Below are 26,516 nucleotides of genomic sequence, written 5' to 3'. Positions count from 1 at the left end.
CTGCACCAGATGATTGACATGTCACCTAGTACGCTAGGGGCAGGCGAGTGATACGTCAACCAAGCAGGGGTAGGCTGCGGCTGTGAACGATGAGCCCCGCTGGTTGACAGATCGCGAACAACGCGCGTGGCAGGCGTACCGCCGGATGTTCCTGTTGCTGAACGCCCAGCTCGCCCGCGACCTGAGCCGCGACAGCGGGCTGTCCGAACCGGACTACGACGTGCTGTCGAGCCTCGCCAGCAGCCCCGACCACCGGCGCCGGGTCAGCGAACTGGCCGCCCGCATGCTCTGGTCGCGCAGCCGCCTCTCCCACCACCTGGGCCGGATGGAACAGCGGGGCCTGGTCGCGCGCGAGGAGTGCGCGACCGACGGCCGGGGCGCCGTCGTCACCCTCACCGACGAGGGCCAGCAGACCATAGAGAAGGCGGCGCCCCTGCACGTCGAATCGGTGCGCCGTTACTTCGTCGACCTGCTGACGTCCGAGCAGATCGACGTGTTCGCCGAGATCGGCGAACACGTCGTGGACCACCTCAAGCGCAGCGGCGACAGCGGCCGGTCATGACGGCTGGAGCGCCAGCCGGGCCGCGAAGCCGATCAGCAGGAGTCCGGTGACCTGCTCGATCCGGCCGCGCACCCGCGGCCGGCGCAGCCACCTGCCGAGCCGGTCCACCGTGCACACGTACAGGCTGAACCAGAGCACGTACAACACGGCGAACAGCAGGGACAGCAGCAGCGCCCTGGGCAGCACACTGCCGCGGGTGGGCAGGAACTGCGGCAGGAAGGTGACGAAGAAGAGAGCCACCTTCGGATTGAGCGCGTTGGACAGGAAGCCGTACCTGAGGTGCCTGCCCTGCGGGCGCGCGGGCGCGCCCGCCTCGTCCTCGCCGGGCCGCTCCCGCAGGGTGCGCCCGGCGCCGCGCAGGGTCGCGACGCCCATCCACACCAGGTAGGCCGCCCCCACCGCCTTGAGCACGGTGAAGGCGGTCGCCGAGGCGAGCAGTACCGCCGAGATGCCGAGCGCGGCCGCCGAGACGTGGACGCTGAGTCCGAGCATCCCGCCGACCATGGTGAGCAGCCCGGCCCGGCGTCCGCCCGCGAGCGAGTTCCTGGTGATCAGGGCCTGATCGGGGCCCGGGATCATGATGAGCACCAGTGAGGCGCCGGCGAAGGTCAGCACGGGCCGCTCCGGTCCGCCCCGCCCGACGCGCCTGCTCCACCCGACACGCCCGATGTGCCCGAGGCGCTCGTTGAGCCCAGGGCCGCGGCCAGCGCCCGCAGCACATGCGCGGGCCGCTCGCGCAGATAGAAGTGGCCGCCGGGAAACCGCCGTACGGTGGCCCGCTCCGTGGTGTGCTCCCGCCATGCCTCCAGCTCTCCGGAGGTCACCGCGTCCTCCTCCCCGCCGAACACCGTGACCGGCACGGGGAGCGGTGCGGCCGGACGCCAGGTGTAGGTCTCCAGCACCTGGTAGTCGGCGCGCAGCGCGGCGGCGGCCATCCCCCGCAGCTCGGGCGAGGCCAGCACCTCGTCGGGGATGCCGCCGTGCGCCCCGGCGACCGTGTCGAGCAGCCGGTCGTCGGGCAGCCGGTGCACCTGGCCGGCCCGGCGCGGCAGATGCGGGGCGGGGTGGGCGGAGACGACCAGGTGCGCGGGGAGCGGGCGCCCCTCCGCCACGAGGGCCCGGGTGATCTCGTACGAAACGAGCGCGCCCAGGCTGTGCCCGAAGAACGCGAACGGACCCTCGGCGGGGGGCACTTCGGCGAGGAAGGCCTCGACCAGCCGCCGCATGGAGGTGAGCGGCGGTTCGGCGAGGCGCGGGCCGCGGCCCGGCAGCTGGACGGCGTGCGTGCGCACCTGGCCGAGACCCCGCGTCCAGCGCAGGTACTCCGCGGCGGAGCCCCCTCCGTGGGCGAAGCAGTACAGCTGGAGGCGGGCCGTCCCGGGCGGCCCGCTGACCAGCCAGCGAGGCGAGAGGACGGCGCTCACCGGCTGCCCGCTTCCGCCGGGAGCGGTGCGGTGAGGTGGCGGGCCAGGGCGTCGGCCGTGAAGTGCTCGAACACCTCTTTGGGGCGCAGCGGCAGGCCCAGTTCGTCGCGGGCCCCGGCACAGATGACGAGCGTGGTGGCCGAGTCGACGCCCAGCAGGTCCAGCGGGGTGTCCGGGTCGATCCGGTCCGGGGCCACGTCGAGGATCTCCGCGAGCAGACCGACGATCCAGGCCCTGACGGCGGCGTGGGTGGGGCGCGCGGCCGGGTCGTTCACGGGAGTGCGGTGCGAGGCAGTGTCGTGTGCGGGGTGCGCGGCCGTGTCGTTGACGTGGGTCATCACTTCTCCTCCGGCAGCAGCTCGGACGGGCCCAGGAGTTGTCCGAGGTGTCCGTCGAGCGCTTCGATCGTCGTGTACTGGAGCACCGTGCGGACCGATACGTCGATGCCGAACGCCGACTGGAGCCGGGCGGCCAGCCGGGCGGCGAGCAGCGAGTCGCCGCCGGCCTCCAGGAAGTCGTCGCCGAGGTCGACCTGGCTCAGCCCCAGCAGTTCCTGCCAGATGCCGACGAGCTTGCGCTGCCGGTCGGTGCGCGGCGGCCGGGCCGGCCGGCCCCGGACGGAACCGCGCGGGCCCGCCTTGGCGAGGGCGGCGCGGTCCACCTTCCCGGTGGCACTGAGCGGCAGCTCGTCGAGGGCGAGGAGCTGGGCCGGGACCATGTGCCGGGCGAGCCGCTCGGCGGCGTAGGCGCGCAGCGCGTCGGGGGCGAAGCGGCGCCGCACCCCGGCGCTCCGGGCGACGATGACGTCGAAGCCGACCGAGGCGGGGCCGCCGGTGGTGGTGAGCCGCGCGGAGTCGGTGAATCCGGCCGCCGCGAGCTCAAGGTCCCACTGGTCCCGGTCCAACAGGCAGTGGTCCGTGCGCAGTTGGGTGTCCGTGAAGTTGTCGAAGCCCTGTTGCAGGCCCATGACCAGGTCGAACCAGGGGTGGAAGGTGGTCTGTTCGACCAGCAGGAGCACGCCGCCGGGGGCGAGGACCGAGCGCAGCGCGTGCAGCGTACGGCGGATGTCGCGCATGTCGTGCAGCACGCTGGCGGCGACGACGAGATCCGCCGACCGGCCGTCGAAGCCCTGCGCGGCGGGCGGCTGGTCCAGGTCGAGCAGGTCGTAGCGGACGAACGGGAAGTCGGCGAACTCGGTGCGGGCCCGGTCCAGGAAGTACCGCGAGATGTCCGTGAAGGCGTACTCGGTGCGGTCGGCCGGCAGCAGGGGCAGCAGATGCCGGGTGAGGGAGCCGTATCCGGAGCCGACCTCCAGGACGGTCAGGGGACGGTCGGCGGGCGCCTGCGAGACCAGCGCGCGCACCGCGTCGGTGGCGGCGACGTACGTGGGGCCGAAGAGCCGGGCGTAGATGCCGGGGGTGCGGTCGGAGGCGTAGAGCTCGGCGGAGTGGCGGCTCTGGGTGAGCACGTCGGTCAGGTCCCCGGCGAGGGAGAGCATCCACTCGCTGACGTCCTCGGGGATCTCCAGGACCTCGCCGAGGACACGGCGGGTGCGTTCGCGCAGGCCGGCGGGGAGCTCGGCCGGCAGTTCGCGGGCCACCTCCAGGCCGTCGGCGGTGCGCCGCAGATACCCGGCGTGCTCCAGGCCGCGCACGGCGCGGGCCAGCCAGCGCGTGTAGCGGGGGGCCACGCCGACGCCGCGCAGGGCCGCCGGGTCGAAGCCGGAGCCCGGCAGATGGGGCAGGCCGAAGGCGCGGAAGGCGCTCGCGGCGGCCGTCGTGTACACCTCGTCGAGGACGTCCCAGGCCCTGCGCAGGTGCTCCGGGTCCGGGCCCGCGGCGGGTGCGTCGCCGCTCGCGGTGAGCGCCTGCCACTGGCGGTCGCGCAGCGCGGTGTCGGCCCGTTCGGTCACGAACAGGGTGTCGTCCTCCTTGTCGGGCACGACATAGCCGAGGAGGCGGGTGGCGCCGTCCTGGTCGGCGGCCTTCACGACGACCGCGCTGTCGACCCCCGGGTGCGCGGCGAGCGTCGCCTCGATCTCGCCGAGTTCGACCCGGTGCCCGTTGATCTTCACCTGGCCGTCCCGGCGGCCCAGGAACTCGATCGTGCCGTCGGGCCGGTAGCGCCCGAAGTCGCCCGTGCGGTACAGGCGTTCGCCGGTGCGCGGGTGGGTGACGAAGGAGGCCGCGGTGCGCTGCGGGTCCGCCCAGTAGCCGCGGGCCAGGCCCACCCCGCCGATGTGCAGCTCGCCCGCCGTCCACACCGGGCAGGGCTCCATCCGGGAGTCCAGGACGTGGAAGGTCTGGTTGCGCAGGGGAGTGCCGTACGGGACGCTCTTGGCGCCCGGTTCGACCTCGTCGGCGGGGTGCTGGATCGACCAGATCGACGCCTCGGTGGCGCCGCCCAGGCTGACGACCTCGGCCTCGGGCCACAGGGCGCGGATGCGCTCGGGCAGGTCGACGGGGATCCAGTCGCCGCTGAGCAGCACGAGCCGCAGCCGGTCCGGTATCGCGCCGCCCGCCTCCAGGTGTTCGACGAGCATCTGCATCTGCGCCGGGACCGAGTTCCACACGGTGACCCCGTGCTCGCCCATCAGCTTGGCCCAGTGGGCGGGTTCGGAGCGCAGTTCCGGGTCGGGCAGCACGAGGGCCGCGCCCGCGGCGAGCGCGCCGAAGGTGTCGTAGACCGACAGGTCGAAGCCGAGGTCGGCGAGGCCGAAGACGCGGTCCTCGGGTCCCACGCCGTACCGCTCGTTGATGTCGAGGACCGTGTTGAGGGCCGCGTGGTGCTCGATCATGACGCCCTTGGGGGCGCCGGTCGAGCCGGAGGTGTAGATGACGTAGGCGAGGTCGGCCGGGTCGGCCGGTCCCGACGGGTGGCGCCCCGGGGTGCCGGGCGCGGGCCGGGCCTCGCCGACCGGGATCCGGGGCAGGTCCTGCGGCCAGCACGGACCGCTGTCGTCGCCCGCGTCGGAGCCGGAAGCGGTGAGGGCCGAGCCCGGAGCGGTGAGGACCGCCAACGCCTCGCCGTCCGCGAGGAGTCGGGCCCGCCGCTGCTCGGGCAGGGCGGGACTCACGGGCAGATAGGCGCCGCCGGCCAGCAGCACGCCGTACGTCGCGGCGATCTGGTCGGCGCCCTTGGGCAGGCCGATCGCCACGAGGCGGTCGCGCAGCCCGTCCTCCGCGAGGGCCGCGACCTCGCCGGCCAGCTCGCGGGCGTGGGCGGCGAGGTCGCCGTAGGACAGACACCGGTTGCCGGACACGACGGCGGTGCGGTCGGGGTGCCGGGCGGCCTGTTCGAGGAACGGGTCGTGCAGGAGGCCCGCGGGACGCTCGCCGGACGTCTCGTTGGCGCGCTCCCGGCCGGTCAACTGGTGCGCGGGCAGGGCGAGGACGATCTCCTCGTCCCAGCGGGAGTCGTCGTCGGCCAGGGCGGCGACCAGGGAGCAGTAGCTCTCGAACATGTCGTCCAGCAGGCCCGCCGGGAACAGTTCCTCCACGCAGTCCCAGGTCAGGTCGAGGGAGCCGGTGATGTCGACGACCTGGTGGTCGAGCCACACCTGCGGGGTCTGGCTGACCCGGTAGGAGATGTCACCGAAGTAGTCCATCGAGCCGGACACGTCGGCCGCGGTGCCCAGGCCGCTGGTGAACACCACCGGCATGGTCTCGAAGCCGCTCTGCAGGCCGAGCCTGCGCCGTTCGCGCAGCGCCTCCAGCGCGCTGACCTGCCGGTGCCTGAGGTCCTTCTGGAGCTGCACCTGCGTGGCCTCGACGCGCTCGGTGAGCGTACGGCCGGTCGACGCGTCCGTCTCCAGCAGACAGATGGAGGTGAAGTCGCCGACCATGCGGCCCAGATGGGGGTGCACGGTCCGCTTGCCGGCCCCGGCGTCGGCGAGCAGCAGCGGAAGCCGGTTGAAGAGGGTCAGGTTGAGCGTGAAGCGGCGGGTGCCGCTCCAGACGGCGAGGACCTCGGAGAAGAGGGTCGCCAGGACCGCGGTCGGGGTCAGGCCCCGCTCCGCGCAGCGCTCCTGGAGCACCTTCCAGCGGTCCTCGGGCAGATGGAACTCGCGGTGGGTGAAGCGCGGCTTGTGGACGCTCACCGGCGACGTGGCCAGCGGCAGGTCGGGCGGCGGGGCGAGGGTGGCGGCCCGCGAGGTCCAGTACTCCAGGGCCTTCTGGTAGCGGACGGCCCCCGAGCCCCGTTCCAGTTCGAGCGCGTAGTCACGGAACGTGACGTCGACCGGGGGGAGTTCGAGGTCGGGGTCCTGGCACAGGGCGCTCCACTCGCTGAACAGCAGGGTGAGGCTGGCCAGGTCGACCATCAGCAGGTCGAGGCTGACGTGCAGGCGGTCGTGGTCGGGCAGGCGAGTGAGCCGGATGTCGAACAGCGGCCAGTCCGCGGCGGAGTAGACGTGGTGCGACATCTCCTCGCGCACGGCGGACAGCGTGCGCTCCCTGTCCTCCTCGGAGGCGGAGCGCACGTCGGTACATCGCACCTCGAACTCGGGCACGTCCTTGAGGACCTGCTGTTTGCCGTCGGCGCCGACGACGGCGCGCAGCATGTCGTGGCGGGCGATGAGCCGACGCCAGGCCCGGGAGAGCGTGGCGGGGTCGAGGCGACGGCCCTCCAGCTCGAAGTAGGCGTGCGGCGCGACGTTTCCGAGGACGAAGTTCGGGCCCCGGCCGACCCAGTAGGCGTACTGGATCTCCGTCAGGGGGAAGGGCTGGAACCGTTCGGCTCCGGGGGCGGAGCCGATGAGTCGATCGTTCATGACATCCCCTCACTTTTCGTCAGGCATTGGTGTGTTGGGCGGGCACAGGGATCGCCCGCCGCTGCCTGCGGCTGGTCAGCAGGCCGGTCAGGGCGGTCAGGGCGGTGCAGCTCGCGGCGAGTCCGAGCCAGACGACGGTGGCGTTGCCGGTCGCTGCGAACCCGACGCCGATGGAGGGTCCGGCGAACTTGCCGGCGCCCATCATGGAGTTCACCGTCGCGTTGGCCTTGGTGAGTTCGCGGTCGGGCACCATGGAGATCAGCCAGGGGTGGAACGAGCACGAGTAGGCGCACTCGCCGAGCCCGAACAGCACGACGTACAGGACGAGTCCCGCCATGCGCGCACCGGTCGGCGCGAAGGCGAGCAGGCCGGCGACGACGTAGCCCGCCACCCACAGGGTGACCGCGATGCGCAGTCCGGCCGTCTCGGGCAGGTTCTCCAGGCGGCGGGTCATCGGCCGCTGGCCGATGACGACGACGATGACGTCCACGAAGAGCATCAGCGACACCATGAACAGCGGCATGTGCATCAACCGGGTGCTCACCAGCGGGGCGGTGGCGTCGAACTGGCTGAAGGCGAACAGGGCGGCCGTGAGCTGGAACAGCGCGACCGGCAGCATCACCTTCCACAGCCCGAGCAGCGGCAGCGGCGGCTCGGCCGGGTCCTCGTCCTCGCTCGCCTCCGGTCCGGCGACATGGCGGCGCACCAGCCAGATCGCCACGGTGAGCGGCAGGATTCCCACGGCGTTCGTCAGGAAGAAGTACGGGATGATCGTGCGGGGCAGCACCAGGGTCAGCAGCCCGGACAGCAGCGAGCCCGCGGCGAGTGTCGCGTTGAGCACGGCGTAGCGGCGGGCGAAGACCTGGCGGCGTTCCTCCGGCGTGATCAGCCCGTTGATCAGCGGGATGATCGCGGCCATGAACCCGCCCTGCCCCGCGCCGACCGCCATGCCGGCCGCGATCGCCGTGGGCATGGCGCCGACCGCGGGCACGGTGAGGTACCCCGTGAGCCACAGCAGGGTGCCCAGGATGCCGAGGGGGATCCGGCCCAGTCTCAGCGCGCCGGTGGACAGCAGCAGCGCGACCGCGAGGTTGGCGCCGCCGCTGCACGCGAAGAACACCGCCACACCTGCCGTGCCCACGCCCGGCCGGCCGGCGAGGTAGATGGCGGTGTAGGGCATGGCGAGCCCGAGGCAGAAGGACGACAGGCCGTGCGCCCCGATCAGGGTGTCGACGGGACGCCGGAAGTCAGGCCACCGCATGGGTGTCCGCCTCGTCGAGCGGGGTGACGTCGGTGTCGATCAGCGGGAGGGCGGTGTCCAGCGCCCGGCCGCAGGCGTCCTCGTCCGCGCCGGTGGCGACGAGCACGGCGAGCCGCGGGATCACCTGCCGGGGCGGCAGCAGCAGGCGGGTGCCCGGCTCGGCCAGCACGTCGGCGTGCGCGATGCCGGGGACCGACACGGTCTCGTACACGCCGACGCGGCGCACCGTCCCGTCGTGCGACGGGTAATGGAAGCGGACCTCGGCGCAGCCCTGCCGGGTCGGCGTGAGGTCGGGGACGCGGCCCAGGGCCAGTTCGGCGGCGGCGACGACCAGGTCGATGCCGGTGGCGAGCCGGGAGGCGTACGGGATGAGGTCGCCGCCGAGCCGTCCGTTGAGCTCGACGAGCCGGGGACCGGACGGGGTGAGCCGCAGCTCGGCGTGGGTGACGCCCACCTCGATGCCGAGGACCCGGTGTGCCTCGACCACGAGTTCCGCGACCTCGGCGGCCCACGGTTCGCGGGTCCAGCCGGTGACCAGGTGGCCGATCTCCTCGAAGTGCGGGGCGAAGCCGAGGCGTTTGCGGGCCACGTGCACCGGCGTCGCCTCGCCGTCGCGGACCACGCTGTCGACGCTGATCTCCGGACCCGGCAGATACTCCTCGACGAGGACGCCGAGGCCGGCGGGCAGGCTTCCGTAGGCGGCGCCCGCCGCCGGCCCGAAGCCGTCCCGCACCTGTTCGGCGTCGGTGGCGAGGACGACGCCGATGCTGCCGGCCTGGGCCCGGGGCTTGAGGACGACGGGGTAGCCGATCGCATCGGCGATCCGGAGGGCCTCCTCGGCGGTGCGCGCGAGGCCGTGGCGTACGGCGCTGACGCCGGCCTCCGCGAGCAGTGTCCTGGTCAGGTACTTGTCCCGGCACCGGGCCGCCGAGCGGGCCGACATGTGGCGCAGGGAGAGCTTCTCGGCGGCGCGGGCGGTGGTCTCCAGGACGGTCTCGCCCCAGGTGAGCACCCCCGCGCCGGGCCCGGTCAGATCGGCGAGCGCGGCCGTCGTCGCGTCCTCGTCGGCGGGGTCGGCCTGCCGCCAGTCGGCGAGGTAGGGCAGCTGCCAGGTCGGCGGGGCGGGCAGCACGGCGGACAGCCGGTACCGCTCGGCGAGGGACTGCAGGGCGTAGCGGCGGTACTGGGCGTTGCCGCTGCCCACGATCGTGAGATGGGGCGTGCCGTGGGGCATGGCGGTCCTCTCCGTCGGACGGGGGTGCGGTGTCGGGGTCGGACGCGGGTGGGGTGCCGGGGTCCGGCGGGGCCGGTTCAGGACGGGATCCAGCCGTAGGCGTGGTCGATGCGGAAGGAGACGGTGAGCCTGCGGTCGGCGACCATCGCCGCCCGGTACTCGTCCCAGTCGGGGTGGTCGCCCTGGACGGCCCGGTAGACCGCGACGAGCTCCTCCACGGCGGCGTCGTGCGGATCGGCGGCGACCGCGGAGAGGGTGGCGATGCCTTCGTAGACCGCGTAGGCACCGCCGTCGGCGGTCGTCACGTGCAGGCTGATCCGCGGGTCGCGGCGCAGGTTGTGGGTCTTGGCCCGGTCGGCGGTGGTGGACACGCGGACGGTGCGGCTCGGGGCGTCGTAGCAGAAGTCGACGTTGGACAACTGCGGTCTGCCGTCGGCCTTGAGGGTGCACAGGACTCCGCGCCCGCGCCCGGCGAGCAGGGTCGGATGACGGTGGAGGGAAGTGGTGTCGGGCACGGTGGATCCCTTCGGTGGTGCGCGCCGGTCGGGCCTGGTTCAGGCGCGGCGCAGCTCCAGGAGGCGGAAGTCGAGGGTGGTGTCGGGGTCGGGGCTGCGCCGCTCGCTGCGGACCACCTCGACGGTGAGGCCCGCGCGGTCGCACAGGCCGGTGAGCAGGGGGGTGTTGCCGATGCTGCAGAAGCCGAGGAAGAGGCGGCCGTTCGGGGTGAGCCGATCGGGTGCCTCCTCGACGAAGCGGCGGTGGGCCTCGTAACCGGGGTCGAAGAAGGCGTGGTGCAGATCGCTCTCGTTGACGAAGTCCCCCGGGGCTTCGGCGAAGTTGGAGTTCCAGAAGACGACGTCGTACCGGTCCTCGGGGTCGAGGGCGGAGAACAGGTCGCTGTGCACCGCGCGGGCCCGGTCCCCGACGTGGTGGCGTCCGATGTTGCGGCGGGTGTTCTCGACGGCGGCGGCGGCGATGTCCAGCGCGGTCACCCGGCCGCAGCCGGAGAGCGCGGCCGTCACGGCCGTCACCCCCGCGCCGGAACCGACCTCCAGGAACGAGCCGCCGGCCGGGTAGGGGAGCCAGGACGTGAAGAGCTCGGTGACGGGCGTGTAGGTGGGGCTGAACACGCCGTCGAGGAGGTACCAGTCGCGGCCGAGCAGCGTGAACTCCTGCGGGCGCGCGGTGTCTTCCTGGTGGCGGCGGAGCAGGGCGCTGCCGCGGCCGAATCCGCTGATGTCGCCGTGGTCGGTGGGAGGCATACGGTCACGCTCCTTCGGTGGTCTCGACGAGGGCGAGGACCCGGGTGGGGCTGCCGGATCCGCCGACGATGGGCAGCGGGCCGGCGATGAGCAACGCCCCGGTGGGCGGCAGGAGTTCGAGGTTGCGCAGCTGGGTCAGGCCGTATTTGCCGGCGCCGTGCAGGTACCAGTGGCAGGGGTAGGGCTGGTCGAAGTCGCCCGCGAGCCCGGCGTCGGTGCCGACGGTCTCCACGCCGAGGCCGGCCAGCGGTGTCTCCTCGGCCAGCCAGCGGGCGCACTCGGGGTCGACACCGGGGGTGTGCCGGTCGTTGAGGAAGCGCTCCGGGTCGTCGTTGCGGGTGTCCCAGCCGGTGCGGTGGAGCAGCCAGCCGTCCGCGGGCAGCGGGCCGTGCTCGGCGGTCCAGGCCTCGACGTGCTCCCGCCGGAGCAGGAAGTCCGGGTCCTTCTCCGCCTCGGCGCTCATGTCGATGACCACCGCCGGGCCGACCAGACGGCCCGGCGGAACCTGCGCGACGTCCTGGCGGGTACGGCCGGAGAGCCAGTGCACGGGGGCGTCGAAGTGGGTTCCGGTGTGCTCGGAGAGGCGGATGTTGTTCCAGTAGACGGTCGGCCCCGGCGCGTCGAAGTTGCTGATCACCTCGCGGCTGAACGGCCACGGCTGACCCCGTTCCGGCGGCAGGGAGATGATCGGGGTCCGCTCCGACAGGGGCGTGGTCAGGTCGATCACCTGGACCGTCCCGCCGCGCAGCGCCGTCAGCAGTCCGGCGAGGACGCTCATGCCGCCCCCTCCCCGTTCTCGGCGGTGATGGGGGTGAGCCACTCGGGGTGCTTGCCGCGGGCGCGCACCGCGTCGTCGTAGTGGCCCTGGAGGGCGCGGGTGAGGGGGCCGGGCAGACCGTCGCCGACCGGCAGCCGGTCGACGCTGGTGACCGGGAGCAGCTCGGACATGGTGCCGCACAGGAACACCTCGTCGCAGACGTAGAGTTCGGTGCGGTCGATCTCCCTGCGGCGCAGCGGCAGGCCCAGTTGCTCGTCGGCGAGGGCGGCGACGGTGTCGACGGTGAGTCCCTCCAGGACGCCGCTGGTGCCGGGCGGGGTGACCAGCTCGCCGTCGCGGACCATCACCACGCAGGAGCCGGGCGCCTCGGCGAGGGTGCCCCTCGCGTTGAGCAGCAGGGTGGTGTCGAAGCCGTTGCGCAGCGCCTCGTGCTGGGCGAGCCGGCTGTTGTGGTAGTTCGCGCCCGTCTTGATGCGCGGCGGCATCGCGTCGTCGCTGATGCGCCGCCAGGACGAGATGGAGGCGGCCACCCCGCGGTCGTGCGCGGGAGAGCGCGGCACCGGGGTCGAGGTGATGTGGACACCGGTCTCCGTGGTGGTGTTCATCGGGTCGAAGCCGTTGCCCATGCCGAAGTAGGCGACCACGCACACGTGCGCGTCAGTGCCGAAGTCGTTGGCGAGCACCAGGTCGGCGCAGGCGCGGGCCAGTTGGTCCGGGCTGTAGTCGATCTCCATGCGCAGGCTCTTCATCGAGCGGCGCAGCCGGGCCAGGTGGTCGTCCATGCGGAACGCGTTCAGCGAGCCGTCCTCGGCGACATAGGCCCGTACGCCCTCGAAGACGTTCGCGCCCCAGAAGGCACCCTGACTGCGGGCGTGGATCACGCACTGGTCCCAGGGGACGAGCCGCCCGTTCAGCCAGGCGTACTCGGGGGTGGTCGCGGACATCAGCGGGTTCCTTTCACGAGGGGCCGGTCGAGGGCGGGTGAGCCGACGGACCGGTGGAGCGCGGCGGTGAACTCGGCCGCGGTGCGGCCGCGGTCGGCCAGGTGGCCGTCCGGCCGGGCGAGCCACCAGGTGCCCGCGGCGGCCTCGTAGGAGGCGAGCAGTTCGGCGTCGGCGGTGCGGGCGACGGTGACCTCGGCGGGCAGCGGGCCGGCCGGCGCCGCCTCCGGCAGCACCGCCACGATCCGTACCGGCGGCCGGGCCGTCCGGGCGCGCACCTGCGCGGTCAGGGCTTCGGCGGTCTCGGCGTCGGGGGCGAAGCACAGGGCGACGAAGCCGTCGCCGAGCAGCCGCCGCAGCCGGGTCCGGGTCCCGTCCACCTCCACGACACCGTCGGGCGCGAAGACGCCGAGCAGGGGGACCGCGGGGTCGGCGCGGACCAGCGGCGAGTCCCGGTAGACGTACGGCTCGGCCATGCGGCCGCTGTTGACGCGGCCGCTGGCCCGGCCCAGGGTGCGCGACAGCGTCAGGACGGCCGAACGGGCCCAGCGGCGCAGCGCGTTGGGCGGCACCATGAAACGGATGGTCGCCTCGGTGACGCGCAGGTTCTCCAGCGCCGCCGCGTACCGCTCGGTGTGGTACGACTCCAGCAGCTCCTCACCGGCCCGGCCCTCGGTGACGAGGGCGAGCTTCCAGGCGAGGTTGTCGGCGTCCTGGATGCCGCTGTTCATGCCGCGGGAGCCGTACGGCGGCAGCGAGTGCGCCGCGTCGCCCGCGAACAGGATCCGGCCGACCCGCAGCCGGTTCACCACCCGCTGGTGGAAGCGGTAGGTGCTGACCCAGTCGATCTCGTACGGGATGTCGCCGATGACGTCCCGCACCCGCCGGTCGAACCGGCCGTCGGCGCGTTCGGCGTCGACGTCGGCGTCCGGCGGCAACTGCCAGTCGATGCGCCAGATGTCGTCCGGCTGCGGGTGCATCACCAGCTGGCGGCCCGGGTTGAACGGCGGGTCGTAGTGGAAGTGGCGTTCCTTGGCGAGCGGCAGCTTCGCCTTGATGTCGGTGATCAGGAACCGGTCCTTGTGGGTGTATCCGGTCCACTCGACGCCGACCAGCCGGCGCAGCGTGCTGCGCACACCGTCGGCGGCGACCAGATGGCCGAAGCGCAGGGTGCGTTCGCCGTCGGGGGTGCGGGCCAGCACGGTGACCGTGTCGGCGTCCTGGGTGACGTCCACGATCTCGTGGCCCCAGCGCAGTTCGCAGCCGGGCTGGGCCTCGGCGGCGGCCAGCAGGACCTGCTCGATGCGGTACTGGGAGATGTTGACGAAGGGCCCGAAGCCGGGGCCGTGCGGATACTCGGCCGACCTGATCACCTTGTTGCGGACATAGGTGCGGGCGACGGTCCAGGTGACGCCCTCGTCCTTGATGGGCTGGGCGCAGCCGAACTTGTCGAGGATGTCGAGCACGTCTCCCTGGATCAGACAGGCCTTGGAGCCCTGTCTGACCAGCTCGGGGTCGGCATCGAGGAGCATGCAGGGCACACCGAGGGAGGCGAGGCGGACCGCGGCCACCAGGCCGACGGGTCCGGCGCCCACGATGCCCACGGGGGCGTCCAGTTCGGTCATCGGGTCCTCGCCGTTCCCTCGTCGCTCATCGCGCCGGGCGCGTCGACGGTGCGGAACACCGGGATGTCGCGCACGGACTTCAGGTAGGGGGTGCCCTCGGTGTATCCGGTGCCGGTGGCCTCGCCGAGCATCCGTACGGCGAGGCGGTAGTGGGTCTGCCGCCAGCGCAGCAGCGCGCGGGCGAAGTCGGCCAGGGCGAACTCCAGCCGCTCGCGGTCCCGCTCGTCCAGGTCGCCGGAGTCACGCGCCGCCAGGTAGGCGTCGTCGAGTGTGCGCCGGCCTCGCAGGACCCGGGTGTGCACCTCGGGCACGGAGTGGTAGGCGGGCGAGTCGACGCGCGTCGCGTCGGGAGTGCGGCACAGCGACTCGACGAGCTTGTAGTTGCGCGACTGGATGGCGCTCGCACCCTCGGTGAACTCGCGGAAGGTGCGGAACGACTCGATCTGCATCGTGGCCAGCAGGGAGAACAGCGGCGCGGCCTCACGCAGCGCCGTCGCGGAGCCGTTGACGAAATGCAGGGCCCGGTCGACCTTGCGCTCGTCCAACGCGTCGATCGCCGCCATGAGTTGGACGGTGAGCAGCGCGAACGTCGTCTCGAAGGCCTGGAGCACGCGCAGGAACAGGTATTCGTCGTGGGAGGTGTACACCGGCAGCACCCCGAGCGCGATGGCCTGCCGCTCGGCCAGCGACATGTCGGCGGTGACCACGGAGCAGGCCTGACGGACCAGTCCCACCGGGTCGCTGGCGCCGAGACCGCCGTCCAGGGACATCCGGGCCAGGGCGGGCCGGATCACCCGCAGCCCGTGCTTGCAGCGCTTGGCGACCACGTCGGGCGTCGGCCGCATCTCGGGCAGCAGGGTGGTCCGGCCGTCCAGGGCGGCGAGTTCGAACGCGAGCGCGTCCGTCACCAGCTGGGCCACGAGCCGGTCGCACCGGGAGCGGGCGAACGCCGCCCGCTCCACCGGGTCGTCCACACTGGGCAGCTGGAGCAGGTCGAGCGCGAGATAGGTGGGGTAGTCGTAACGCCCGTCAGGCTTGTCCAGGGCGGTGCTCAGAAAAGCGGACAGCAACTGCACGTCCGGCCAGGGGCAGTACAAGGTGGGCAACACCTCGCGTACCCGGGAGAGGATGCTGAGCAGTTCGGGGGCGACGAAGTGCTTGCCGACCTGGTGGTAGTGGCGCACGACGACGTCGTAGGGGAACTTCTGCGGATCGGGATCGTGGAGCCAGCACCGCAACTCTGCTTGTGGCATGAGAACCTGCCGTTCGACCGGTGATCGGACTGGTGGGGGTTAGTGCTGCTTCGGCGCGCCGAGGGCCGCGCACAGTGCGGCCACGTCGTCGGCGTTGTTGTAGTAGTGGAAGGAGAGGCGTACGACGTCGCCGCGCGGGCTGACCGCGATGCCCCGGTCGGCGAGGTGGGCGGCGAGGGCGGGGGGATCGGGAGTGAGCAGCCCGATGTGAGCGCCGCGCCGCTCGCGGGGCACGGCACGCACCCGGTGCCCGAGGGCGGTCAGGCGGTCGGCCGCCAGGTCCCCGAGGTCGTGCACATGCGCCCGGACCGTCTCCGGATCCAGCGAACGGATCAGCCCGAGCCCGGCGTTGGCGGCGTAGCAGGCGGGGATCGCGGGAGTGCCGGTCTCGAAGCGGGCCGCCGTGGGCGCGAAGTCCAGCCGCGTGGGGTCGAACGCGAACGGGTCGACCCGGCCGAACCAGCCGGTCAGCCGCGGTTCGCGGTCCATGCGCGCGGGTTCGCGCACATACAGGAAGGCGAGGCCGGGCAGGCCGAGCAGGTATTTCGCGGTGCCGGCGACGAGGTAGTCGCACCCCAGCTCTCGTACGTCGACCGGTGCGACCCCCACGGCCTGGTAGGCGTCGACGAACACCTCGCCGCCCGCCTCGTGGGCGGCCCGCGCGATGTCCTCGACCGGCAGTCGGTCCGCGTACTGGTAGCCGATCAGCGGCACCGACACGAGCCGGGTGCGCGCGTCGGCCGCCGCGGCGTACTCGTCGGCACGGGCGACGTGGACGACCTCGGCGCCCCGCGGCCGCTGAGCCAGCCAGACATGCGCGACGGAGGGGAACTCCAGAGTGGCCGTGACCACCTTGGGCCGCTCCGTCCACTCCAGGGCGGACGCCACCTGATAGGCGCCGACGGACGCGTTGGGCACCACCGCGACCTGGTCGGTGCGGGCACCGACGAGCGCGGCGAACTGTTCGCGGGCCAGCCGTACCTGCTCCTCGAACAGGGCCCAGGGCGCACCGCCGTCCGCCATGTCGTCGAGCATCCGCGCCAGGGCCCCGTCCAGGTCCGTGGAACGGGCGCCGAGGCTGCAACCGGCCAGGTGGACCCGGCGTTCCAGGGCGGGGAAGCGCTTGCGGAACGCGTCGGGTGCGGGGGTGAGGTGCGGCGCAGCGCCGCGTGCGGGTGTGGGGTCCGGCAACGCGTCGGGTGCCGGCGTGGGCTCCGGCGTCACGCGGACTCCGCCTCGTGGTAGTTCCCCATGGGACCGGTCCGGGTCAGCTCGGTGCGCACGGCCCACAGCCGGGGGAAGAACTTGTACTCGATCAGCCGGGCCAGGACGTCCACCGGAGTGCCCTGGGTGCCGACCACCTGGGTGCCGATGATGCGCGTGGTGACCTTGTAGTGCCGTACCCGCCACAGGGAGACCCGCTCGTCCCATTCCACGAGCGCCTCGGCCAGCCGGTGTTCGGGACTGCCCTGGCGCTCGCGGTACAAGTCGGCCAGATCGATGCCCCGTTCGGCGATCAGCGTCGTGAACGCGCTGTCGAGCAGGCGCCCGCAGCGCTGTACCGAGCGCCATCCGGGCGAGTCCGCTCCGGAGCCGTGGCCGAGCACGGTGCGAATGGTCTGGAAGTCCCACGGCGACAGATGGCGCATCATCTCCAGCTGCCCGGTCACCAGTTCGACCCCGAGTGAGGCCCGGCGCAGCAGCGCGCAGGCCGCGTCAGTCTCGCCCGCACGGATCCGCGCGGCGGCCTCGCCGAGTTCGGAGCCCGCCAGCTTGAGCCAGAGCTCGGTCGACTGGTGGACGACCTGGAAGAGCAACTCGTCCCGGTGGACGACCTCTTCGGGCCGTCGTTGCAGGGAGAGCAGGGCGTCCGTGCACATGTAACGCGCGTAGTCGTCCTTGCCTTCGCCGTCCAGGATCTGCTCGGAGTAGTCCCTCATCGCGACACCTCGGGTATGCGTGCGGTCAACGGCTCGACGGGTTCGGCGCTCACCCGGAAGTGGGCGGCGGTGGCGGTCAGCGCGGTCTCCACCTCGGCGCTCGACCCGCCCTGGAAGCGGAACCGGCCCCCGACGTGTTCGTAGTAGGCGTCCGCGTCGGGCAGCACCTCGCCGGGGCGCAGCAGCGCCTCGGCGTAGGGCCCGGGGCGGCGGCCGGTCATGGGGGTGGCCTCGGTGATCACGCAGGGCCGGCTGGTGGGCGCGGGGACCAGCAGCCAGCCGCCGACCGCACCTCGTGCCTCCTCCGTGCCGCCCGCATCTTCCGCCCCGCCTGCCGGACCGGGCGGCGTGCGGGGACGGCGCCCCAGCTGGAGGTCGAACGCGGCCCGCATCAGGTCGTAGCCGTGCACCTCGCGCCAGACGAAGGGGATCTCGGCGCCGCCGACCCGGGCGCCCACCTCCAGGAACACGCAGTGCGCCTGGCCGCCCCGCCGCGCCACGAACAGCTCCAGGTGGAACGGTGTCGGGCCGCTGGTCAGCGCCCGCAGGAAGGCGGTCGCCGCGGTCGCGACCGCCCGGTTGACGGCGGGGTCGTCCTCCTCCACGGAACCGAGGAAGGTCCCGTCGTCGCGGAAACCCAGGCAGCTGTTGACATAGCGGGAGGCGCGCAGACAGGTGGCCCTGCGGCCGTCGAAGACCCCGTCGACGTGGTAGATCGGATGGGGGTTGAACGCCTGCACGAGCAGCGGCCGTGCGGCCGGGTCCGGCAGCGCGGCCAGGTCCTCCGGGCCGCGCAGGACGAGCACGCCGTCGCTGGAGCCGCCGACCCGGGGCTTGACGACGAGCGGCCACCCCGCGCGCCGGCCGAGGGCGAGCACCGAGTCGGCGTCGTCGACGGCCCGGAACTCGGGCACCGGCAGACCGGCCCGGGCGACCGCCCGGCACATCAGGTACTTGTCGCGGAACGCCTCGATCTCCGTGGTGCGCGGCCCCGGCAGGTCCCACTCCTCGCGCAGGCGGGCGCCGGTCATCAGGTCGCCCTCCTTGAGCGCGACGACACCGTGCGGCCGGCCGTGGCGACGGGCCAGGGTGTGCACCGCGGCGCGCACCTCGGCGAGGTCCTCGGTGCTGGTGACGGTCACGGTGTCGGCCGCGGCCGCCGGGACGGCGTGCCGCCCCACGCCGGTGCTGACGTAGGTCACGCGGTGGACGGCGTGGTCGAGATAGCGGGCGTACTCGGCGTACTGCTCCTTCCACCGGTTGACGATCACGACATGCGTGCGTCCTCCGGCGTCTGGAGGGTTTCCGGTCATGCCGCAGGCTCCCTTCACGGACTGCGCGGGTACGGCGTCCAGGCACGGCTCTGGACGGGGTGGGCGCAGAGCCGGGTGAATGTGGGGTGCGCCGCCCAGGGGGCGGCCGAGCGGGGCGGAGTGGCGGGGTCGCCGCCGGGTGGGTCAGGAGGGCACGGTGAAGACGCAGGTGCCGCGGGTGCCGGGGTTGGCGTAGGCGACGACGGCGCCGTCCTCGGCTCTGAGGGCGCGGACGAAGGCTCCCGCGTATCCCTCCGCGTCGACGAAGACGCCCCAGTTGGCGACCCAGTCCCGGGTCTGACCGGTGTCCGCGTCGATCACGGGCTCACCGGCCGGGCGGACGCGTTCCTGCACCACGTGGTCGCCTTCGGTGCGCGCGGCGAGGGCCTCCTGCCACTGGGCGTCGGTCACCTCGTGACCGACCACCGTGCCGACCCCGCCGTGGCCGACGCCCGGCTTGAGGACCAGGTTCTCCCGGTCGCCGTGGCAACGCTCCAGCACCTCGGCGTACTCGTCGGCCGGTTGGCCGGCCCGGCTCAGCAACCCGGTCCAGGGCATCACACGGTCCACCATGGCGCGCTCCGCGTCGGAGAGCGTCCGGCGCACACGCGGGTCGTGCAGCATCGCGAGACTGCCCTTGCTGGCGAACATCGCCCCTTCGAGGGTCGTGTACATCGCCGTACGGCCCGACCGGTGGGCGGTGAGCAGGAGATCGAGGGTGGCGCGGGCCGCCGGATCGTCGACGATCTCGCCCGCGACGAAGTACCGCAGGACGACGTCGAGCGGGGTCCCGCGCAGCGTGATCTTGCCGTTCCGCTCGCCCAGTTCGCCGATCTCGCCGAGCAGCAGCCGTACCCCGTGACCGAGCATGGCCTCCTGGAGGGCGGCGAAGACGTGCCGGTAGGCGGCCAGTCCGCCGTTGGCCTCGACGAGTGCCACCACCGGCTCGCCGGCGGTGACGGGCGCCGCGGCGCGCCGCAGCGCGGCGGCGACCCGGGCGACGGTGTCGATGTGGCCGAGCCGGTGTCGCTCCGCGAACTCCTTGAAGGCGGGCACCTGGAGGAAGGCCCGGTTGAGCTGCGCCGAGTCGGTGCCGCCGAGTTGGCTGCCGACGTTGAGCTCGAGCAGCTTGAAGCAGGTGCCGTCGTGGTACGCGTCGGCCCTGGCGTAGACCGGCGGCTCTCCGGTGGCGCCGCGGGACATCAGCTCGGCGAGCCGCGGGTCCATGCCGAGGGCGGCGCAGTAGCGCAGCGGATCGCCGTCGTAGAGGCGGTCGGGCAGGGAGACGAGGAGGCCGAACAGGGCCGTCAGGTCATCGGCGAACGCGGTGATCTCGGGTTCCGCGACGAACAGCGGACGGTCGAGCAGCAGCTTTCCGTACGAGTTCCCGTACGTGTCCGGAAGCCGCAGTTCGCGTGCCGCGCGGCGCAGCGCCGAATCGTGATCGCGGCATTCCTCGGTGTAATTCTTCGTCACGTCCACGGACACGCGTGAAACTCCTTCGAAAACGGCGTACGGAACCGGTCTGTCGGTCCGAGGCGCAATGCCGGAAACTCGTCGGGCGCGACGATTCGGCCGGACGCGACGATGTGAAGGAATGCAGCGCGATATCCAGAAATTCTCAGCGTACTCACAAAGCCCCCGTGTGCTCGATCTGGCCAAGCGGGCAAAGTCAACTTGCAACTGGGTGACAGGTCAATCACCTTTGCCGTACCCGGTCGAGCGGAGTGGCGTATTCCCGCCCCTGGGGCAAAAGGGCCCATATCGCATCGGTTCGCCTCCTGTCACCCGCCAGTAACGAGCCGTCATCGGGCAAGGCGGAGGCGTGCCTTACGCTTCCTTGACCCGCTTCTTGACTCAAATTCCACCTACATTCGACCGCGACTCAAGGTGCTCACCCTGGATCGGAGTGCGAGCAGGGCGTGGCTGTGAGTGTCGGCATAGCGGGCGAACGCCCCGAACTGGCCATTCTCCGTCCGCCCGGGTGTGTCGTGGGTCCGATCGCACGGGCCGGCCGCGGACGAAGGTCCGGCCTCCGCGCGGTTCTGTGCCGCCTTACGATGACCGGGGCCGAGCGGGGGCCCGCACTCTCACGCGCGGCAGGGCCGACCGGCGCGCGACCGTTGTAAAGGGGAATCCATGAGCTTCGCAAAAAGCCTGCCCGACGGTGACTTACGGCCGGAAAGCCGGGACCGGTGAAACCGGCAGAAGCAATGCCCGACCATGCGGTGCATCCCGATTCGATCTGGCGCAACCGAGCATTCCTGTTGCTGTGGGGAGGCCAGACGGTCAGTGAGACGGGGACGCAGATCACGGTTCTCGCCCTGCCGTTGGTCGCCGTCCTCCTGCTGGACGCCTCCGCATTCCAGGTCGGACTGCTGGCCGCGGCGGAGACGAGCGCGTACCTCCTGGTGGCGCTGCCGGCCGGGGCCGTCGTGGACCGGACCGTCAAACGACGGCTGATGATCCGGTGCGACATCGCGCTGTTCCTGGTGATCGGTTCCGTGCCGCTCGCCCACGCGCTCGGAGTCCTGACGCTCGCCCAGCTCTACGCCGTCGCGCTCGTCTCCAGCGTCATCTCGGTGTTCTTCGCCGTGGCCTACCAGGCCTATCTGCCCGCGGTCGTCGAACACCACCAACTCCTCGACGGCAACGGCAAGCTGGCCGCCTCCCGGTCGGTGGCCCAGGTGGCCGGGCCCAGCGTGGGAGCCCTCCTGGTGACGGTGGTCGGCGCCGCCGGAGCGATGGTCGCGGACGCGGTCTCCTTCGCGTTCTCGGCGACCACGCTGACGGCGATCCGCACCCCCGAACCCGCTGGACCCCAGGCCGGGGCCGGCCCCCGTCCGACCCTGCGGTCGCAGATCCGCGAAGGCCTCGACCTCGTCGTCCGCGACCCCATCCTGCGCAACTCGGTGGCGTTCAACGGCACGGCCAACTTCTTCGTCATCATCGTGGAGACCCTCGGCCCGGTGTTCCTGATCCGCACGCTGCACCTGCGTCCCGGCCTGGTCGGGCTCCTCCTCGCGCTGGGAGCGGTCGGCGGTGTGGCGGGCGGTGTGGCGGCGCCGTACCTCGCCCGGAGGTTCGGCTCGGCGCGGATCAGCTGGATCGCGATGACCGCGCTCTCGCTGCCCGGCCTGCTGATCCCGCTGGCCGGGCCGGGCCCCGGCGCGCTCCTCTTCGGCTTCGGCTGGAGCGCGTGGACCTTCTCGTCCACCGTCGCGGGCATCTCCCTGACAAGCTACCGCCAGGCCGCGTGCCCGCCGGAGATGCTCGGCCGGGTCAGCGCCGCCGCACGCTGGATCACCTGGGGCACCCTTCCCCTCGGCGGCCTGGCCGGCGGCGCCCTCGCCACCGCCCTCGGCGTCCGCACCACCCTGTGGATCGCGGTCGTCGGCGGCTGCTGCGCGGGCCTCTGGCTGTTCTTCTCACCCCTGCGCGGCCTGCGCGACATCCCGCTCGAAAGCGCCGGGCCGAGACCCGCGACGCCGGCCGGGACGTCGTAGGACCGGCACGAGCGCCAGGGCGGTCGGTGCTGCCACCGCGGCGCGCGTCGGACCGGCCTCCGGGCCCGCGTCGGCGGCTACTCGTAGCGGTACTTCAGCGAGTCCGCCTCCGCCTGCTCGATGTCGGCGATGGTCAGTTCCGGCATCCGCAGCTGGGCCAGTGTCACCTCGGCCGAGGTCGGCTGGGCGTCGGCCGGCAGCCACTGCTCCGGCTTCCACGCCCCGCTGCGCAGCAGCGATTTGGGGCAGTGCGGGTAGACCTCCTCGATTCCCACCACCAGGGCGCTGGCCGGGGGCTTGCCCACGGCGGTCAGCTGCGACAGCAGTTCGGGGCGGGTGGAGACACAGGCCCGGCCGTTCACCCGGAGCGTCGTGGTGCGGCCCGGGATCACGAAGAGCAGGCCGGCCCGTCCGGTGGCGACGACGTTCTGCAAGGTGTCCAGACGCTTGTTGCCGGTCGCGTCGGGTATCGCCACCGTCCGTGCGTCGAGTACGGCGACGAACCCGGCGGGCCCGCCGCGCGGCGAGACGTCGCAGTTGCCCTCGGCGTCCGCGCTGGCGACCAGGACCAGCGACGAGCAGCCGATCAACCGGCGTGTCTGTTCGGTGAGTTCGGTCATCTGCTTGCGCACGGCCGCCTCGCCGGGCAGTGCGTAGGCCCGGCGCAGCGTCTCCTGGTCGGTCACGGCATCGATACGAAGCGAGTCGAAGGCGCTGCCGGCGAGGGCGAGGGGTGTCGTCGTCATGTGCCCGACATTAGTGGGCGGATCCCCGATCGCTCCTGGTCGAGCGCGTACGAGACGTCAAGACATCCGCGCGGTGCGCCTACCGCGCTTCGTACCGGGCCCGCGCCGAGTTCGGCGGGGCGGCCTGCTGTTCGCCCCGCGGTCCCGGTGGTGGGAGCAGGCCGAGGGCGCGGGCCTTGTTGAGCGCGGTCACCCGGTCGTGCACGCGGAGCTTTCGGTAGAGGTTCTCCTTGTGCTTGACGACGGTTCGCTCCGCGATCCGGAGCCTGCTGCCGACGGCGTGCGCGGTCAGCCCTTCGTCCAGAAGCGCCAGAACGGCCATCTCCCGTACGGTGATCCCGAGTTCCGAGGGATCGGCGAGTCTCGTGAGGGCGGACGTCACCGTCTCGTGGGCGGACACCGTGTCGAGCAGCGAGCGGGCGAGGCCGGCGTATTCGAGGTCTCGGTCGCTGAAACCATGGCCGGTGCGGCTCATGATGACGCCCCGCACCTGCCCGGGACGGGAACTCAGCGGCAGCGCCAGCTGGCGATCGATACCGATGGCCGCCTTGCCGGCGTGATACGCCTCGCTCTTCCACCAGCGTTCGTCGGCCAGGTCGTCGAGCGTCAGCGGGGTCCGGTCGGCCGAGTGCGCGTAGTGGCGCAGCAGCGGGTGAACCCGCATGTGGGCGTTGATCAGAGAGTCCAGCGGCGCCTCGTGCAACCAGTCGGGTTTGCCGGTCAGGGCATGGCCGGTGCCGGACTGCCAGTCCAGGTCGACGAGGACGGCGAGATCCCCCGGCAGGTCCCTGGTCAGCCGCTCCATGAGAAGCGGCCACACGCGGACCGGCCGAGGCTCGGTGAGGATCGCCCTCGCCAGGTCGTGGATGAGCCTGGCGTCGCGGCCCGTCAGAGCTGTCACCGTCGCAGTGTGCCCGACCTGTGGACCGGTTCGTGGGCGAATGGCGAAGAGTGCCCATACACGGGTGAACAGGCCATAGCCGTACGGAGTTCTCCGTATTCGTCGTGCAGGCCCGGAACGTCAGGCTGGTGGTCGAGAGGGCGGGACGTCACCCGCCCCCGTCACGCCCTGGAGGCCCCCGTGATCCGGATCCGCCGATCGCTCGTGCTCGCAGCCACCCTTCTGATGAGTGCCGTCACCGCCGCCGCGGCACCGTCGGCCCACGCCCGCGGCGAGCACTGGCACAACCTGGCCACCTGGTACCACTGGGGCCGGCAGGACAACTTCTCCTCCGTCACGGCCGACGACGACGCCACCGCGCGCTCGTCCGGATACACCTGGGTCCGCGGGAAGGAGGCGTACATCCTCGTGCAGCCGACCGACACCCGCGTCCAGAAGCCGCTGATCCTCTTCTACAACAGCGCGCGCGGGGACTACATGAGCACGGCGACCCGGGAGGGCATCGCATCGGCTCTCAGCGCGGGCTACGTGCGCAAGAACGTCCAGGGGTACATCTGGACCTACCACGCGCCGGGCACCGTGCCGCTCTACCAGTACTGGAACGCCCGGCGGCAGGACAACTTCGCGGCGGCTTCCCCCGAGGGCATCGCGTCGGCCAGGAGCGCGGGCTACCGGAGGGTCCGCGTGGAGGGTTACGTGACCCCTGGGTCGGCGTTCTGACAGTCCCGAACAGCGTCCCGCACCAAGGGCGCCAAGGTGGTTCACACGTAGTGGCTGGCCACCAGATAGGCGATGTCCACCAGGAGGGCCAGGATCAGCGCCGGTATCGCCAGCCACTTCGTGAGGGAGGTCAGCGCTTGCGTGGTGCTCGCCGCCTGCCGCGTGTAACGCGCCGGCCGGGCTCCCAGATCGTGCCGGGCGTACGCGCCGACGACGAGCGCCAGCGCGCCGGTGACCAGGCACAGGATGAGCGGCGTGAGCGCTCCGTGCTTCTGGAAGTTGTCCTCGATGTTGCCTTGGGACCCCGCGTGGATCCGTTCCGACACCGCCACCGAGACGGCCGAAATGGCCCATACGGCGCTGCCGACCGCTGTGGCCGCGAGGGCGAGAGCGGCACCGGAGAGGATGGGTGCGCGGCGGGATGGTGCCGACGCATCATCCGTGTGCGGCGGGCGCGTGGTGGTCGTAGGCACCCTCTCGGTGGGACCTGAGGTGGCCGCAGGTTCGTCGTCCACGGTGTCCGGCTCGCCGTCCGGTCCGGACGACGACTTTGCACGGACCTCGGACGTCTCGCGTGCGGTCTCCGTGCCGGGTCCGGGTCCCGGTCCGGGCCCGGGTTCGGGTGCCGGGCCCACCACCGCCTCGACGTGGATCACCGACTCGTCGGCGACGCCCTTCAGCGCGATGTCGCCCGACAGATGACCCTCGGTGCCTGTGTCGACGTGGACCTCCAGGCCGCTCAGGGTCGGCTCGACCCGCAGCCACGACTTCTGGGGCTGCGCCATGCAGTGCCGGGCCAGCGGCGGGCCGTGCAGGGTCACGGCCTGCGTCCGGGACGGTGAACCCCTCGGCAGCAGGCCGAAGTCGAGGTGGTCGACGGAGGGCGCCAGACGGATCTCCTGGAGTGCGTCGGTCGCCAGCTCGGCGATCTGCTGGATGTCGTTGCGCGCGACCTCCTCCAGGTGCTGACGCGCCCCTTCCGCCACCGGCAGCTCCGTGTGCAGCATGCGCTTGCGCAGCTCCAGCACCGCGCCCTGCCGGGTGAGGACGTCGTTGCTCGTCATCGCTGCTCGCAGCGAGGGCGGCGAGGGAATGGCGACGATCTTGATGCGGCCGCGCCGGTTGTGCGCCAGATGCAGCTCCCCGTGCATCTCGGCCGCCTTCTTCGGCGTCTGATGGGGGCTCTGCTCCCGTACGTGCCGGTAGACGTACTCGTACAAGTCGTCGAGGGAGACCTCCCCGTCCGCGTCGAGGTCGGCCTCGCCGGTCTCCAGGCCCTCGACGACCGCGTGTGTGAACACGGAAGGCCGTGAGGCGGAGTTGTCGGCGAGCTGGCTGCCCTCGAAGGCGTACTCCATGGAGTCGGACGCGGTGATGACGGCCCAGCCGCGGCCGGTGGCCGGCTCGTCCTTCGCGAACGACTCGAGCACGTTGACGTCTCCGGAAGCGCGCACGGAGGACGAACCCCGGGAGAAGGCGCCGCCGTAACAGCAGTCGAGGAACAGGACGGTGCGGCCCGCACGGGTGGTGGACATGCAACTGCGGACGAACTGGGAGGGGACGGCCGTCGCCGCCAGGAGCGGGGGTTCGGTGTCGCTGGCGGCGAAGTACAGTTCGCCGGACTCGCTCTTGAGACCGTGGCAGGAGAAATGCAGCAGGAGCGTGTCGGCGCGGCTGCGGTCGTTGAAGAAACCCTGGATGCGCCGGCGCATGAGGTCGGCCGACGCGTTGTGCACGACCCCCACCTCGAAGTCGCCTATCTGCGGGTCGTGCAGCACCTTCTCCAGTGCCGTCGCGTCCTGCGCGGGTGCCCTGAGTTTTTTCAACCCCTGGTCGGTGTACTGGTCGTTGGCGATGATGAGCGCGTGTCTGGACTCCGTCATGGCTGGGCTCCAGCCGGTGCATGGCGCTCCACGAAGAGCCTGAACGCCTCTGTGACCTGGTCGTCGGTCGCCTCGGACACCTCCAGGACGTCGTCGCCCATCTGCAGATGCAAGGACGGGTGCGTCTCGTGATGCCGGCCCAGCCACGACCGGATGACGGTCATCACCTGGTTGAGCGCGTTCGCCGAACTGCCCAGGGACACCAGCAGCGCACCGATCGCGGCGACCTCCACGGCCCGTGCGCCGGGCGGTACCTCCCCACCGGGGAGCGCCGTGACGTCGTCCACGTCGAGATCGAGCAGTTCCTCGCGCAGGTAGCCGGTCAGCTCCGCCACACGTTCGGGTTCCGCGTTCTCGTCGGCAAGAAGGATGTGCAGTGAGTTCTCCACGGGATCA

The 26,516-nt window shown here is 72.1% G+C and carries 23 protein-coding genes; 3 read left to right on the top strand and 20 right to left on the bottom strand.

Translation table 11 applies throughout. The features are described 5' to 3' along the window. The first annotated feature begins 82 nt into the window (after positions 1–82). Positions 83–562 carry a MarR family winged helix-turn-helix transcriptional regulator gene (locus WN71_RS33035; protein ID WP_240529850.1) on the top strand — a complete coding sequence of 160 codons (480 nt, stop codon included), beginning with the start codon at positions 83–85 and terminating at the stop codon, positions 560–562. Here the strand turns inward: WN71_RS33035 and WN71_RS33030 are convergent. From WN71_RS33030 to WN71_RS32955, 16 genes are all read right to left on the bottom strand, one after another. Beyond that, positions 557–1,177 (bottom strand): LysE family translocator, encoded by a 621-nt coding sequence (locus WN71_RS33030; RefSeq protein ID WP_206300204.1) that lies wholly within the window; start codon positions 1,175–1,177, stop codon positions 557–559. The genes WN71_RS33035 and WN71_RS33030 overlap by 6 nt on opposite strands. Then, positions 1,171–1,986: a thioesterase II family protein gene (locus WN71_RS33025; protein ID WP_046591863.1), complete on the bottom strand. Its 816-nt coding sequence runs from the start codon at positions 1,984–1,986 to the stop codon at positions 1,171–1,173. Before WN71_RS33025 ends, WN71_RS33030 begins: the two co-directional genes overlap by 7 nt. Next, on the bottom strand, positions 1,983–2,324 hold the full coding sequence (locus tag WN71_RS33020; protein ID WP_052743194.1) for an acyl carrier protein: 342 nt from the start codon (positions 2,322–2,324) through the stop codon (positions 1,983–1,985). The genes WN71_RS33025 and WN71_RS33020 overlap by 4 nt, the downstream gene beginning before the upstream one ends. Further along, positions 2,324–6,757, bottom strand: a complete 4,434-nt coding sequence (locus WN71_RS33015; RefSeq protein ID WP_046591864.1) for a non-ribosomal peptide synthetase — start codon at positions 6,755–6,757, stop codon at positions 2,324–2,326. Before WN71_RS33015 ends, WN71_RS33020 begins: the two co-directional genes overlap by 1 nt. A 19-nt stretch (positions 6,758–6,776) precedes the next feature. Further along, a complete protein-coding gene (locus tag WN71_RS33010; RefSeq protein WP_046591865.1) occupies positions 6,777–8,018 on the bottom strand; it encodes an MFS transporter in 1,242 nt (413 codons plus the stop codon). Beyond that, positions 8,005–9,252: an ATP-grasp domain-containing protein gene (locus tag WN71_RS33005; protein ID WP_046591866.1), complete on the bottom strand. Its 1,248-nt coding sequence runs from the start codon at positions 9,250–9,252 to the stop codon at positions 8,005–8,007. The genes WN71_RS33010 and WN71_RS33005 overlap by 14 nt, the downstream gene beginning before the upstream one ends. A 77-nt stretch (positions 9,253–9,329) precedes the next feature. Beyond that, entirely contained in the window at positions 9,330–9,767 is a 438-nt protein-coding gene (locus tag WN71_RS33000; RefSeq protein WP_046591867.1) for a PPOX class F420-dependent oxidoreductase, read from the bottom strand. 39 nt (positions 9,768–9,806) lie between these two features. After that, the gene (locus tag WN71_RS32995; protein ID WP_046591868.1) at positions 9,807–10,514 is read right to left on the bottom strand and encodes a methyltransferase; all 708 of its coding nucleotides are present in this window, start codon (positions 10,512–10,514) and stop codon (positions 9,807–9,809) included. Between the two features lie 4 nt (positions 10,515–10,518). After that, positions 10,519–11,292, bottom strand: coding sequence for a cyclase family protein (locus tag WN71_RS32990; RefSeq protein WP_046591869.1), 774 nt, complete (start codon positions 11,290–11,292; stop codon positions 10,519–10,521). Next, on the bottom strand, positions 11,289–12,236 hold the full coding sequence (ilvE, locus tag WN71_RS32985; protein WP_046591870.1) for a branched-chain-amino-acid transaminase: 948 nt from the start codon (positions 12,234–12,236) through the stop codon (positions 11,289–11,291). The genes WN71_RS32990 and ilvE overlap by 4 nt, the downstream gene beginning before the upstream one ends. Beyond that, positions 12,236–13,858: an FAD-dependent monooxygenase gene (locus WN71_RS32980; protein WP_206300203.1), complete on the bottom strand. Its 1,623-nt coding sequence runs from the start codon at positions 13,856–13,858 to the stop codon at positions 12,236–12,238. Before WN71_RS32980 ends, ilvE begins: the two co-directional genes overlap by 1 nt. Next, positions 13,855–15,111 carry a tryptophan 2,3-dioxygenase family protein gene (locus tag WN71_RS32975; RefSeq protein ID WP_046591871.1) on the bottom strand — a complete coding sequence of 419 codons (1,257 nt, stop codon included), beginning with the start codon at positions 15,109–15,111 and terminating at the stop codon, positions 13,855–13,857. The genes WN71_RS32980 and WN71_RS32975 overlap by 4 nt, the downstream gene beginning before the upstream one ends. A gap of 39 nt (positions 15,112–15,150) precedes the next feature. Next, on the bottom strand, positions 15,151–16,335 hold the full coding sequence (locus WN71_RS32970) for an aminotransferase class V-fold PLP-dependent enzyme (RefSeq protein ID WP_240529849.1): 1,185 nt from the start codon (positions 16,333–16,335) through the stop codon (positions 15,151–15,153). Continuing rightward, entirely contained in the window at positions 16,332–17,051 is a 720-nt protein-coding gene (locus tag WN71_RS32965; protein WP_046591872.1) for a tryptophan 2,3-dioxygenase family protein, read from the bottom strand. The genes WN71_RS32970 and WN71_RS32965 overlap by 4 nt, the downstream gene beginning before the upstream one ends. After that, positions 17,048–18,364 carry an ATP-grasp domain-containing protein gene (locus WN71_RS32960; protein WP_046591873.1) on the bottom strand — a complete coding sequence of 439 codons (1,317 nt, stop codon included), beginning with the start codon at positions 18,362–18,364 and terminating at the stop codon, positions 17,048–17,050. Before WN71_RS32960 ends, WN71_RS32965 begins: the two co-directional genes overlap by 4 nt. Before the next feature lie 144 nt (positions 18,365–18,508). After that, complete coding sequence (locus WN71_RS32955; RefSeq protein WP_167382981.1) at positions 18,509–19,852, bottom strand: hypothetical protein; 1,344 nt, start codon at positions 19,850–19,852, stop codon at positions 18,509–18,511. Positions 19,853–20,577: 725 nt separating this feature from the next. Between WN71_RS32955 and WN71_RS32950 the strand changes: the two genes are divergently transcribed. After that, on the top strand, positions 20,578–21,870 hold the full coding sequence (locus WN71_RS32950; protein ID WP_046591874.1) for an MFS transporter: 1,293 nt from the start codon (positions 20,578–20,580) through the stop codon (positions 21,868–21,870). Between the two features lie 77 nt (positions 21,871–21,947). On the opposite strand, the gene WN71_RS32945 is transcribed toward WN71_RS32950, so the two are convergent. Beyond that, positions 21,948–22,616, bottom strand: a complete 669-nt coding sequence (locus WN71_RS32945) for an MSMEG_1061 family FMN-dependent PPOX-type flavoprotein (protein ID WP_046591875.1) — start codon at positions 22,614–22,616, stop codon at positions 21,948–21,950. Positions 22,617–22,695: 79 nt separating this feature from the next. Beyond that, positions 22,696–23,517: a helix-turn-helix transcriptional regulator gene (locus WN71_RS32940; protein WP_052743195.1), complete on the bottom strand. Its 822-nt coding sequence runs from the start codon at positions 23,515–23,517 to the stop codon at positions 22,696–22,698. Positions 23,518–23,742: 225 nt separating this feature from the next. On the opposite strand from WN71_RS32940, the gene WN71_RS32935 reads away from it, so the two are divergent. Further along, on the top strand, positions 23,743–24,237 hold the full coding sequence (locus WN71_RS32935; protein WP_143074902.1) for a hypothetical protein: 495 nt from the start codon (positions 23,743–23,745) through the stop codon (positions 24,235–24,237). A 41-nt stretch (positions 24,238–24,278) separates the two neighbouring features. Here the strand turns inward: WN71_RS32935 and WN71_RS32930 are convergent, their stop codons facing one another. Further along, on the bottom strand, positions 24,279–26,120 hold the full coding sequence (locus WN71_RS32930; protein WP_052743196.1) for a caspase family protein: 1,842 nt from the start codon (positions 26,118–26,120) through the stop codon (positions 24,279–24,281). Further along, a complete protein-coding gene (locus tag WN71_RS32925) occupies positions 26,117–26,509 on the bottom strand; it encodes a hypothetical protein (RefSeq protein WP_052743197.1) in 393 nt (130 codons plus the stop codon). Before WN71_RS32925 ends, WN71_RS32930 begins: the two co-directional genes overlap by 4 nt. Positions 26,510–26,516: the final 7 nt, after the last annotated feature.

This window comes from Streptomyces mangrovisoli, from assembly GCF_000974985.2.
Taxonomy (GTDB): domain Bacteria; phylum Actinomycetota; class Actinomycetes; order Streptomycetales; family Streptomycetaceae; genus Streptomyces; species Streptomyces mangrovisoli.
Note: the sequence above shows the minus strand (reverse complement) of the source record. Positions and strands in the feature narration are given on the sequence as shown.

What these genes read in the sequence shown, in the direction of transcription:
- WN71_RS32995 (WP_046591868.1), bottom strand. Translation starts at nt 10,514, where the DNA reads ATGCCTCCCACCGACCACGGCGACATCAGCGGATTCGGCCGCGGCAGC.
- WN71_RS32980 (WP_206300203.1), bottom strand. Translation starts at nt 13,858, where the DNA reads ATGACCGAACTGGACGCCCCCGTGGGCATCGTGGGCGCCGGACCCGTC.
- WN71_RS33010 (WP_046591865.1), bottom strand. Translation starts at nt 8,018, where the DNA reads ATGCGGTGGCCTGACTTCCGGCGTCCCGTCGACACCCTGATCGGGGCG.
- WN71_RS33005 (WP_046591866.1), bottom strand. Translation starts at nt 9,252, where the DNA reads ATGCCCCACGGCACGCCCCATCTCACGATCGTGGGCAGCGGCAACGCC.
- WN71_RS33015 (WP_046591864.1), bottom strand. Translation starts at nt 6,757, where the DNA reads ATGAACGATCGACTCATCGGCTCCGCCCCCGGAGCCGAACGGTTCCAG.
- WN71_RS32960 (WP_046591873.1), bottom strand. Translation starts at nt 18,364, where the DNA reads ATGACCGGAAACCCTCCAGACGCCGGAGGACGCACGCATGTCGTGATC.
- WN71_RS32975 (WP_046591871.1), bottom strand. Translation starts at nt 15,111, where the DNA reads ATGCCACAAGCAGAGTTGCGGTGCTGGCTCCACGATCCCGATCCGCAG.
- WN71_RS32930 (WP_052743196.1), bottom strand. Translation starts at nt 26,120, where the DNA reads ATGACGGAGTCCAGACACGCGCTCATCATCGCCAACGACCAGTACACC.
- WN71_RS32990 (WP_046591869.1), bottom strand. Translation starts at nt 11,292, where the DNA reads ATGAGCGTCCTCGCCGGACTGCTGACGGCGCTGCGCGGCGGGACGGTC.
- ilvE (WP_046591870.1), bottom strand. Translation starts at nt 12,236, where the DNA reads ATGTCCGCGACCACCCCCGAGTACGCCTGGCTGAACGGGCGGCTCGTC.
- WN71_RS32935 (WP_143074902.1), top strand. Translation starts at nt 23,743, where the DNA reads ATGAGTGCCGTCACCGCCGCCGCGGCACCGTCGGCCCACGCCCGCGGC.
- WN71_RS33020 (WP_052743194.1), bottom strand. Translation starts at nt 2,324, where the DNA reads ATGACCCACGTCAACGACACGGCCGCGCACCCCGCACACGACACTGCC.
- WN71_RS32965 (WP_046591872.1), bottom strand. Translation starts at nt 17,051, where the DNA reads ATGAGGGACTACTCCGAGCAGATCCTGGACGGCGAAGGCAAGGACGAC.
- WN71_RS32945 (WP_046591875.1), bottom strand. Translation starts at nt 22,616, where the DNA reads ATGACGACGACACCCCTCGCCCTCGCCGGCAGCGCCTTCGACTCGCTT.
- WN71_RS32950 (WP_046591874.1), top strand. Translation starts at nt 20,578, where the DNA reads ATGCCCGACCATGCGGTGCATCCCGATTCGATCTGGCGCAACCGAGCA.